Origin of the sequence: Amycolatopsis sp. NPDC049868 (assembly GCF_044461365.1) — a bacterium.
Taxonomy (GTDB): domain Bacteria; phylum Actinomycetota; class Actinomycetes; order Mycobacteriales; family Pseudonocardiaceae; genus Amycolatopsis.
The window spans coordinates 345,592-355,460 of the sequence record NZ_JBITKV010000001.1 but is presented as its reverse complement, the minus strand read 5'-3'; the positions used below and the strand labels follow the sequence as shown (position 1 = coordinate 355,460).

Annotated in this window: 9 protein-coding genes; 2 read left to right on the top strand and 7 right to left on the bottom strand. The window is 67.0% G+C overall.

The features are described from left to right. Positions 1-122 precede the first annotated feature (122 nt). The 4 genes from ACIBTM_RS01810 to ACIBTM_RS01795 form a co-directional block, all read right to left on the bottom strand. Positions 123-3,296, bottom strand: coding sequence for an NACHT domain-containing protein (locus ACIBTM_RS01810; protein WP_395874579.1), 3,174 nt, complete (start codon positions 3,294-3,296; stop codon positions 123-125). A 2-nt stretch (positions 3,297-3,298) separates the two neighbouring features. Beyond that, positions 3,299-3,775 carry a thioredoxin-dependent thiol peroxidase gene (gene bcp, locus ACIBTM_RS01805; protein ID WP_395874577.1) on the bottom strand — a complete coding sequence of 159 codons (477 nt, stop codon included), beginning with the start codon at positions 3,773-3,775 and terminating at the stop codon, positions 3,299-3,301. Between the two features lie 27 nt (positions 3,776-3,802). Then, entirely contained in the window at positions 3,803-4,348 is a 546-nt protein-coding gene (locus ACIBTM_RS01800) for a hypothetical protein (protein WP_395874575.1), read from the bottom strand. A gap of 201 nt (positions 4,349-4,549) precedes the next feature. Then, complete coding sequence (locus tag ACIBTM_RS01795; protein WP_007028251.1) at positions 4,550-4,732, bottom strand: hypothetical protein; 183 nt, start codon at positions 4,730-4,732, stop codon at positions 4,550-4,552. 130 nt (positions 4,733-4,862) lie between these two features. On the opposite strand from ACIBTM_RS01795, the gene ACIBTM_RS01790 reads away from it, so the two are divergent. Both ACIBTM_RS01790 and ACIBTM_RS01785 read left to right on the top strand, forming a co-directional pair. Then, the gene (locus tag ACIBTM_RS01790; RefSeq protein ID WP_395874573.1) at positions 4,863-5,822 is read left to right on the top strand and encodes a glycoside hydrolase family 25 protein; all 960 of its coding nucleotides are present in this window, start codon (positions 4,863-4,865) and stop codon (positions 5,820-5,822) included. A gap of 94 nt (positions 5,823-5,916) precedes the next feature. Continuing rightward, a complete protein-coding gene (locus tag ACIBTM_RS01785) occupies positions 5,917-6,219 on the top strand; it encodes a hypothetical protein (RefSeq protein ID WP_395874571.1) in 303 nt (100 codons plus the stop codon). 4 nt (positions 6,220-6,223) lie between these two features. Here the strand turns inward: ACIBTM_RS01785 and ACIBTM_RS01780 are convergent, their stop codons facing one another. The 3 genes from ACIBTM_RS01780 to ACIBTM_RS01770 are packed head-to-tail and all read right to left on the bottom strand — an operon-like array spanning position 6,224 to position 9,851. Then, positions 6,224-6,679, bottom strand: a complete 456-nt coding sequence (locus ACIBTM_RS01780; RefSeq protein ID WP_395874569.1) for a (2Fe-2S)-binding protein — start codon at positions 6,677-6,679, stop codon at positions 6,224-6,226. Then, positions 6,676-7,524, bottom strand: a complete 849-nt coding sequence (locus ACIBTM_RS01775; protein WP_395874567.1) for an FAD binding domain-containing protein — start codon at positions 7,522-7,524, stop codon at positions 6,676-6,678. The genes ACIBTM_RS01780 and ACIBTM_RS01775 overlap by 4 nt, the downstream gene beginning before the upstream one ends. After that, positions 7,521-9,851 carry a xanthine dehydrogenase family protein molybdopterin-binding subunit gene (locus tag ACIBTM_RS01770; RefSeq protein WP_395874565.1) on the bottom strand — a complete coding sequence of 777 codons (2,331 nt, stop codon included), beginning with the start codon at positions 9,849-9,851 and terminating at the stop codon, positions 7,521-7,523. Before ACIBTM_RS01770 ends, ACIBTM_RS01775 begins: the two co-directional genes overlap by 4 nt. Positions 9,852-9,869 lie beyond the last annotated feature (18 nt).

Sequence of the window (9,869 nt, the reverse complement as noted above, 5' to 3'; positions counted from 1 at the left end):
TGCGTCGGCTGCGGGGGGGGTGGGGGGGGGGGGGGTTTGGGGGGGCGGGGGGGGTTGGGGGGGGGGTTGGGGGGGGGTTGGGGGGGTTTGGGGTTAAAACCCCAACCCGCCACTCACGCCAGCTAGCGGATCACCTTCACGCCGGAGCCCAGCTTGTCGAGTCCTACTACCTTCTCGTTAAGACGAACATCCAGCGTGATCTCAAGATCCGCCAAGGAGCTCACGTCCAGCTCGCCATGGCTGCCGGAGATCCAAAGGTACTCAAGACTGGGGCATGGGGTCAGCCCGGCCAGGTTCGCGGTAACGCAGCCGAGCAATCCCAGTCTGGTCAAAGGCATCGTGGTCAAGGGTGAAAGATCGCCTAGGTCTGTCGACGAAACCGTCAGGTCCTCCACTGCCGGAAAACAGTGGGCTAGATGTTCTGTGGCAACTTTGTATCTCCCGTCGCCGTAGAACGTGAGGTCTTTGATGGCGGAATTCGGTTCAGTGTTGGCGATTATGTGATCCGGGCAGCTCCAAAGGACAAGCTGACGCAGCGCGGACATGGTGGCGAGGGCATCCAGGCTTCCGGCCGACTCCAGCTCATCCAAGGAGAGTTTCTCGACCTGCTGCAAGTGTTCGAGCGAATCGAGGCTACGCCAGGGTGATGCCCTGAAGATCGCCAGCTTCTTGAGTTCTTTCAGCGACTTCAGGTGTCGAATGTTCTTGTAGCTCTTGGCGAAGCTCGCGGTGAGGTCGGTCAGGCCGGTGTTTTCGGTCAACGGTTTCAGATCTACGACCCTGTCCGGATCGAAGGTCGCACTCAGTTTGGTGAGGCTGGTCAGGCCGGACAACATGTCCAGGCTGGTCAGTTCGTCGCTGAGAAGCTCGGCGGCGAGGGTTTTCAAATGGCGAAGTCGTTTCGTGTGCGGTGCGAGCCGGGCATAGTGGATCTCGAGGTGACCGTCGAACAACGGCGAATCAGCGAGCACTTCGTCGGCGAAACGTGCCGGGTCGAAGTAAGCCCACGCTTCGGCAAGCCAATCTTGGACCTTCTCCCGGCTGTCTTGCGCGTAGTTTCGCAGCAACGGAAGCACGTCGTTCGTCGCGGTGAGTGCGGCCGCATGGACGGTGGCAGCGGCGACCGGCTCACTGAGCCCGTCCAGGGTTTCCGGTAGATAGTGCAGAAGCCGGGGGCCGATCGACGCGAGTGAACGTGTTTCCCGGAGACTCCGAGGCGGTACGAGATGATCACGGATCACCTGCTCCACTCGCTCGATCACCCTCGGATCGACGTTGCCGACCGTCTCCAGGCACGCTGCCGCGAGCAGCCTGAGCCGTCGCGCGTAACTCCGTTCGGCATCCGCGCGGTCGAGGATCTCCGTCAGCAGCTTGTCGGCTTGATGCTGCTTGGCGTGGCCGCACGCCATGACCACCGTTTCCCGCCAGGTGTCCCGGTGCGCCTGGGAAACCAGCGTATCGACGTAGCCTCCGTCGGTGGCTTCGTGGGCCGCGAGGAATTCCTGGAAGGTCCGGTGCACGAAGTCCACTCGGCCATTCACGGGCTCCCGGAGGACGCCGCTGCGTTCGAGGAGGTGGTCCAGCACTTCATCCGCGCCGTGGTCGAGGTGCGGAATCCACCGCATGCGGTAGGCGATGTGTTCCAGTACCTCGTTCTTCGGCAACTCGACCTTGCCGCTGGAGGTCAGCCGCCAGGCCAGGTGGCCGAGTAAGGTCTTCTTTTGCTCCTCGCTCAGCAGCACCGCAATTCCTCGTTCGGTGTCGCGCATGTGGAGCAGCATCGACAAGGCCTTGCGGTAAAGGTCCATCCGGTCGCGTGGCAACTCCGACCGATGCGCGAGGTTCAACGCGCACAACATCGCGCACAGCAGCGGGCTCGAAGCCAGCGTTCGCAGATGGGGGCGGTAATTCAACTGGCTCAGCAATCGCCTTTGAGCGGCATCGTGGTCCGCGTCGGGGCGGACCGAGACAGCCGCTCGGTGCCATCGGGCCATCAATGCGTGGATGTCTTCGGCGGTCATGGGTTCCAGGAGCACCGAGCTGAAGCCTTCTTGCGACAGCCAACGCCGGTCTGCGGCCGCGGTTCTGGAGGTGACGACGAAGCGAGCGTTCGGATAGGCCAGCCCGAGTTCCTGCAGCCATTCCTTGACCTTGCGGCGTCGTGGTGCGTCTACCTCATCGACGCCGTCGATGAGGACCATCGCCTTGCCGGTTCGCAGGACGCGGTCGGGCCAGTTGGCGGGCATGCGCCCGGAAAGGATCGGTGTGGTATGCGCCAAGAACCGGTCGGGATCCGGCAGATCACCGTTGGCGAAACTCCGCAGGCGGATCACGAAGGGCACGAAGCCGTTCCACGGGGCGAGTTTGCCACTGAAACCGTTCGTAGCCGCCTTGACCGCGAGCCAGTGGAGCAGGGTCGTCTTCCCTGATCCGGCCTCGCCACGGACGAGCGTCCGAAGGGAGTCGCCGATCGCGTTCTCCACTCGCATCGTCGTGCCGCCGCGATGATCGGGGTGCCTCTCGAACCACTCGGCGGGATGTCGGTTGCCCCGCTGAGTGGTTTCCGCGGACACGCTCAAACTCAGGTAGGCGACCGTCAGTGGCAATGTCGGATGGTCGTCCAACGTCAGCCCGAGCAGGTCGAGCTTGTCCAGTTTCCGTGCGAGGAGGCTCAGATACTCCGCCCTGAACTCCGCGTCATGGTCGGTTCCAGCAGGAGCGGTAAGGCTCGTCTTCGGGATCAGCGCGAGGAGTTGGTCCAGCTGGTCCGACTGTCGGGTCAGCCGTCCCAAGATTTCGGCGAGCGTCGTCGACTGGAACGACGGCAGGTGCCGCACCACCATCACCAGGTGACGGCACGCCTGGCCCAAGGCCAGTTCGTACAGATCCGCCGCCCGCCCGGCGAGCAGGGCCGAGCGAGCGGGGAACTGTTCGCGGACACGCCGGGCCAGAAGTTCCGGGTCGGCGTCATCCGTCAGGAGGGCTTCATCGGAGAGATCGACCTTGCCGAGCGTGTCCTCGACAGCGAGGAACGCCGCGGTGATCTCGTTTTCGGGCAGGGCCGAGAACCGTGCGGCGAGGACCGGTTTCAGCTCTTCGGCCACTTGCAGGCCGATCGTCTCCACCAGGTTTTCGAGCTTGCGTTTCTCCAGCGGCCCTTTGAGTTCGTCCGCCGCAAGTTCGGCGAGGCTCGACTCGCGTTCGGTCTTCTTGCGCCGTCGCCGCAGCCAGGACTTCGCCGCGTGTGTGGCGATACTGCCGCCCAGTTTGAGTGCGGGTCCCTCCAGTCCCGTCATCGTCAGGACGCCAGGTCGAGGTCCCGCAACAGCTTCGCGACGTGCCCCGTCGCCCGCACGTTGTACTGCGCCACCGCGATCTTGCCCTCGGGGTCGACGACGAACGTCGAGCGGATGACGCCTTCGTAGACCCGGCCGTAGTTCTTCTTCTCGCCGAAGGCGCTGTACGCCTTTAAGACAGTCTTCTCCGTGTCGGACAGCAGCGGGAAGGTCAGCCCTTCCGCCTCGACGAACTTCGCCAGCTTCGCGGGCTTGTCGGGCGAGATGCCGAGCACCTGGTAGCCGGCGTCGTTGAGCTGCGCGAGACTGTCCCGGAAGTCGCACGCCTGCTTCGTGCAGCCCGGCGTGCCGGCGTTCGGGTAGAAGTACACGACGACCGACTTGCCGCGGAAGTCGCTGAGCTTGACGTCGTTGCCCTCGCTGTCGGGGAGGGTGAAGTCGGGCGCTTTGTCGCCGGGGGAAAGTCGCTGCTCGGTCATGACGCACACGGTAGCGAACCGGCGGCGTCAGACCTTTCCGCAGTACTTCGCGGCGACGGGCTCCGACGGACTCGGCCGCACCTGCAGGCGCAGCCTCACCGGCCTGTCCGGAACGGCGAACGCCAGGTTCAGGTGGACCGACCGGCCGGGTGCCACGTCCTTGCCGGCGTCCGCGACGCCGTTGTAGCCCTGCACCGGGTCGACGACCTGTTTGACTGCCGAGGTCTCCCCGTCGACCTCACCCGTCACGGACAGGCCGGAGAGCCGGTACGTGCCGTCGCCCGCGTTCGTCACCTCGATGTCGAAGGCCACCGCGCGCGGGCTCTGCGGATACGCGGACGCGCTCGGGCGGAACGACTTCGGCGCGGAGACGGAGATCGTGACGCCGGTCGCGAACCGGTGCGGGGCGCCGAACGCCAGGTCGCCTTCGGTGTGCGTCGCGGCCAAGCCCTGCGCCGGGGCGTCCGCACCGAGCACGGCGGCACCCTTTTCCGGTGCCGGAACCCCGCACGCGGCCGCCAGCATCAGCGAGCAGACGGCGATGACGAGCTTCGGGGTGCGCGGGGGCGCCATGTGCGGTTACTCCAGTCGGAGGTGCGGGTGGGCCGTTCGAGGTAGGTATTAGTGCCGAAGAGTCCAGAGTGACGGTCTTCCGCAGCCGAGAGGAGCGGCACGGCCGGGTTGAGGCGCACCTGGTGTACAGCCGTGGCCGATCCGTGATCGGAAGGGCACGGCTAGTGACAGCCGTCACCTCGATGGCACATCGGCGACAGGTCAGACGGCGAAGGCGAAGAACAGGATGAAGATCGCCAGACCGGACACCCAGGCCACGATCAGCCAGCCGAAATCGCGCATCGGATCGACCGCCCGGCTCTCCTCGCCCGGAACGTAGACGCCGCGCTCTTCGAACCAGTCCGCCCACCGGGTCAGCCAGCGAAAGGGGCTTCGAGACGCCATGGTTGTCACAGTACGGGCATGGGTGAGCCGAGTCAGCCAAGGAGGGGCCGCCCGAAAGGGCGAAACGGACGAACCAGTTATCGCCCACTAGGCCCTTTTGTCCAACTGGTTCACCCGTCAGGCTGTAACGATGGCGCTGGGAATAGATATCTACAGTCGCTTTCAAACCGTTACTAATTGGCAGGCCGTCAAGAACCATGGCGTGACGTTCGTCTTCGTCAAGCTCAGCGACGGTGGTGGCCTCCCGAACGGCGGCCGCAACACCGGCGACGCGTTGGTGGCAGGCGCGAGATCCGTCGGCATCCCGGTGGGGGGCTATCACTTCGCCCAGGCGAGTCCCTCGCCGGAGGCGCAGGCCGACGTACTGATCGCGGAGGTTCGGCGCCTCGGGGCGACCGGATGTGTCCCGATGCTCGATCTGGAGGACAACCCGCCGGGTTCGGGGGCGCCGAACATCCCCGACTCGCGCAAGCGGGACTTCGCGATCAGGTTCTGCAACCGCGTGGCGGGGCACGGCTTCCGGCCTGGCATCTACCTGAACAACTCGCTCGCCAAGATGCTGCGCCCGGATCAGTTCGGCGTGCCGAACCTCGTCATCTGGATCGCACGTTACGGCGCGAAACCCGATCCGGCCGCGGGCCGGTACGACATCCACCAGTATTCGGACGCCGGCAAGATCCCCGGTATCCGCGCGGGCGGTGTCGATCTCAACGAGTCCTACACGAACGCCCACTTGACCGGCGGCGGCGCCGCCCCGAAGCGGAAGGCGACGACAGAACTCATGGAACGCAGGACCATTCCGGCCAGTCCCTCGACCACCTCCGTGCGGTTGTTCCTCTCCGGCAGCGAGACGGCCGCGATCATCGTCCGCCCGCGGGTCGACGGGGACGGCATCACCGACGCGCCCGTGTGGCAGGGCAACATCTACGCCTGGGGTAGCGACAAGGTCGGTGTCGGCGGGAATCCCATGCAGACACCCGGATTCAACCCGAAGACGGTTTCGCACCGGCGGTATCACCTGCCGGGCGCGGTGTGGGCCGACTTCGAATACAGCTCGAACGTGGAGTTCGAAATCGACATCGTCGGCTGAGCCAGGGGTACATGAAGGCCCCCTTCCTTGCGCGTAGGTACAGGAAGGGGGCCTTCATGTCATGATGAGCGCATGACGAACTTCCGAAAGGCCGATGCCGCGTAGAGCGCCCGCTCGGGACCGGCAAGAGTTCTCGCCCGCGCTCGCCGCGGGGATCTCCCGCCTCGAACGCTCCCGGAACTACCTCGGCCCCGGTGCGGTCCGGACCGCGCTCCGCCTCTGGCGGGAGTTCATCGCGGATCCGTACCGAAGGCTTCGGGTCGACAGCGAGGGCTGCGGCATCTGGGAGTGTTGCGGCGATCCTTGGCAGGCGAGGGAAATGCTCGAGGGCGTGCTCCTCGCCCTCCCCAAACGGACCGCCCAGGAGCTGAGGCGGCATATCGACGACGAGTGGTGATCCCTCACCGGGCCGCGTTCCGGACGGCGTCCACGATGAACTGATATCCCGTGCACCGGCACAGGTTCCCCGAGATCGCCTGCCGGATCTCGGCGTCCGTCGGGTCCGGGTTCTCCTTCAGCAGCTCTGTCGCCGTCGCCAGCATCCCCGGCGTGCAGAATCCGCATTGCAGCCCGTGGTGCTTCCGGAACGACTCCTGCAGCGGATGCAGTTCGCCCGCCGACGCCAGCCCCTCGACCGTGACGATCTCCGACCCGTCCACCTGCACCGCCAGCAGGCAGCAAGCACGCGCGCTCGCACCGTCGAGGGTGATCGTGCACGAGCCGCAGACGCCGTGTTCGCAGCCGACGTGCACCCCGGTGAAACCCAGGTCGTGGCGCAGGAAGTCGGCCAGTGTCCGCCTTGGTTCGCAGTCGGCGCGGTAGGTCCGGCCGTTCACCGTCAGGGTGACCGTGATCATGCGTCCTCCTTGGCCCGCGCGAGCGCACGCCGGGTGAGTACCGCGGCCATCTCGCGCCGGTAATCGGCTGGAGCGTGGAGGTCGCCGGGCGGATCGGTCGCCGCGGCGGCGAGTTCCGCGGCGAGGGCGATCGCGTCGCCGGTCATGGGGCCGCCGGTGAGCGACTCTTCGGCGGCGGTGGCCCGGATCGGCGTCGGACCCGCTCCCGCGAGGGCGATCCGCGCGGATTCGCAGACGTCGCCGGACATCGTCACGGTCGCGAAGACGGCGACCAGCGCGAGATCGCGGCTCCGTCTGCTCAGTTCTTCGACGGCCCAGCCGCCTCGATGCGACGGCACCGAAATCCGGGTCAGCAGCTCGCCCCGGCCCAACGCCGTCCGATGCGGGCCGAGGAAGAAGTCCCGTGCCGCGACGATCCGTTCCCCGGCGGAGCCGCGGACGGTGAAATCGGCGTCGAGCGCGACCATCACCGCGGGCAGCTCCGCGGCCGGATCGGCGTGCGCGAGACTGCCGCCGATCGTGCCCCGGTTCCGGATGGCCACCTGCCCCACGTGGCCGAGTGCCTCGGCGAGCAGGGGGACTTCGGACCGGACGACGGCGGACGTCTCCGCCGAGCGATGCCGGGTGACGGCGCCGATCTCCAGCCGCCCGTTCTCCTTGCGCAGGAAGGAAAGTTCGTCGAGGCGGTTGATGTCGACCACCAGCGAGGGACGTGCCTGACGCAGATTCAGCAGCGGCACGAGGCTCTGTCCGCCTGCCAGCACCCGCGCGTCCGGGGTGCCCAGCGCTTCGATGGCCTCGTCGAGCGACGAAGCCCGCAAGTACTTGAACGGCGCAGCCTTCACCGGGCCGCTCCCCGTTTCAGCGCGGCCAGCAGCCGTGGCGGCGTGATCGGCAGCGACGTGATGTCGACGCCGTATTCGCGCAGCGCGTCCTCGACGGCGTGCGCGATCGCCGCACCGCCGCCGATCACGCCCGCTTCCCCCATCCCCTTGAACCCGCCGGGAACGTGCTCGGCGGGAGTCGTCATATGCGACACGGAGAACGGCGGGATCTCGGTCGCGGTCGGCAGCAGGTACCCGGTGAACGACGTGGTCTCCATCCGCCCGTCCGCGCCGTAGACCAGTTCCTCGTACAACGCCCCGCCGATCGCCTGCGCCGCGCCGCCGTGCAACTGCCCGTCCACGATCGTCGGGTTGATGACGGTGCCGCAGTCGTGCGCGATCAGGTAGTCCAGCAGTGTCACGACTCCGGTCTCCTTGTCGACTTCGGCGAGGACGGCGGTGCAGCCGAACGACGTCGCGACGTTGACCGGGTCGTAGACCTCGCGTTCCTCCAGCGTCGGCGTCTCGTCCTCGGGCCAGGCGCCGTTCAGCCGCCGGTACGCCGCGTCGCCGATCGCGGCGAGGGTGATCTTCCTGCCGGGGACCCCGTTCACCGCGACGACACCGTCCTGAATGGACAGATCGTCGGGAGAGACCTCCAGGATGTGCCCGGCCACCCGCAGGATCTTCGCCCGCAGCCGGGTGGACGCGTTCAGCACGGCCGCCCCGCCGACGGCCGCCCCGCGGCTCGCCGCCGTGCCGTAGCCGGTGTACGGGCAGCTTTGGGTGTCCCCGGAGAGCACGGTGACGTGGTCGAGCGGGACGCCGAGCGTATGCGCGGCCACCTGTGCCAGCGTCGTGTGGATGCCCTGCCCGATCGCGGACAGTCCGGTGTGGACGGTCACGTGGCCGGTCGAGTCGACCCGCACGACCTCCTCGTCGAAACCGGAATGCCCCAATCCGGCCAGGTTGATGATCCGGCTCGGCCCGAACCCGGTCAGTTCGTTGTGGAACGCGTATCCGATACCGACACCCTTTCCACGGCGCTCCGCCCACCCCGCGTCTTCGACCGCCTTCAGGCAAAGATCGAGGCAATCCTCGTAGCGGCCACTGTCGTAGACGAACACCGGGCCCTGGTACGGAAACGCCTCCGGTGGGATGAAGTTCTTGCGCCGCACGGCGTGCGCGGCCATGCCGAGACGTTTCGCCAGCTGCTCCACCAGATGTTCGTGCACGAAGTTCGCCTTCGGCAGCCCGTAACCGCGGAACGATCCATACGGCGACCGGTTCGTCATCACGGCGACGAGGGTCAGTTCCACGTTCGGGATGGCGTACGGCCCGGTCAGCAGCGCGGTCGTCGTCCAGCACGGGCTGGCGCCGACGGTCCCGAGCACGCCGCCGAGGACGCCGTACACGGTGGCGCGCAGGCCGGTGATCGTGCCGTCCTCCTTGGCCGCGAGCTCGACGTCGATCTTCTGCTCGCGCGAGTGCGCGTTCGCGACGAAGCTCTCCGCCCGGTCCTCGATGAGCTTGACCGGCTTCCCGGTGCGCCGCGAGAGGATCGCCGCGAGAACTTCCTCGGCGTAGAAGTCGAATTTGTTCCCGAAGCCACCGCCGACATCGGGAGTGCGTACGCGGATCCGGTCCATCGAGAGCCCGAAGACCTCGCCGAACAGTTCGCGCGCGAGGTTGGGCGCCTGTGTGGCGAGCCAGACGTCGAGCCGGTCGGTGAAGGGGTCCCAGGTCGCCACCACACCCCGCGTTTCGATCGGCGTGCCCATCTGGCGGGCGAACCGGAACGACTCGGTGAGCACGACGTCGGCCTCGGCGAACGCGGTGGCCACGTCACCCATCGGGATGGTCCCGGTGCCGGCGATGTTGTCCGGCCAGTCCTCGTAGAGCTTCGGCGCGTCCTCCGCCAGTGCCTGTTCGAGCGTGCCGGCGGCCGGGAGTTCCTCGTACTCGACTTCGATCAGTTCCAGCGCGTCTTCGGCGGTCGCCCGGTCCTTCGCCGCGACGGCCGCGACACCTTGGCCGTGGTAGCGCACCTTGCCGACGGCCAGGGCATGGGTCTCGGGCGTCCGCATATCCGGCAGGTTCGACCAGATAACCGGTTGCGGTGTCTTCGTGGTCGCCCGCACGTCCTCGCCGGTGATCACGGCGAACACCCCTGGATGGGCTTCCGCCGCGGTGGTGTCGACGCGCAGGATCCGTGCGTGTGGCACGGGACTGCGCAGGACGGCCGCCTCCAGCATCCCCGGCAGCCGCACGTCGTCGATGTACTGCGCCCGCCCCGTGAGCAGGCGGACGTCCTCCTGCCGGGTCACGCTCGCGCCGATCAGCCCCATGGCCTCACTTTTCCGTAT

What these genes read in the sequence shown, in the direction of transcription:
- ACIBTM_RS01785 (WP_395874571.1), top strand. Translation starts at nt 5,917, where the DNA reads ATGCCGCGTAGAGCGCCCGCTCGGGACCGGCAAGAGTTCTCGCCCGCG.
- bcp (WP_395874577.1), bottom strand. Translation starts at nt 3,775, where the DNA reads ATGACCGAGCAGCGACTTTCCCCCGGCGACAAAGCGCCCGACTTCACC.
- ACIBTM_RS01810 (WP_395874579.1), bottom strand. Translation starts at nt 3,296, where the DNA reads ATGACGGGACTGGAGGGACCCGCACTCAAACTGGGCGGCAGTATCGCC.
- ACIBTM_RS01770 (WP_395874565.1), bottom strand. Translation starts at nt 9,851, where the DNA reads ATGGGGCTGATCGGCGCGAGCGTGACCCGGCAGGAGGACGTCCGCCTG.
- ACIBTM_RS01795 (WP_007028251.1), bottom strand. Translation starts at nt 4,732, where the DNA reads ATGGCGTCTCGAAGCCCCTTTCGCTGGCTGACCCGGTGGGCGGACTGG.
- ACIBTM_RS01790 (WP_395874573.1), top strand. Translation starts at nt 4,863, where the DNA reads ATGGCGCTGGGAATAGATATCTACAGTCGCTTTCAAACCGTTACTAAT.
- ACIBTM_RS01800 (WP_395874575.1), bottom strand. Translation starts at nt 4,348, where the DNA reads ATGGCGCCCCCGCGCACCCCGAAGCTCGTCATCGCCGTCTGCTCGCTG.
- ACIBTM_RS01780 (WP_395874569.1), bottom strand. Translation starts at nt 6,679, where the DNA reads ATGATCACGGTCACCCTGACGGTGAACGGCCGGACCTACCGCGCCGAC.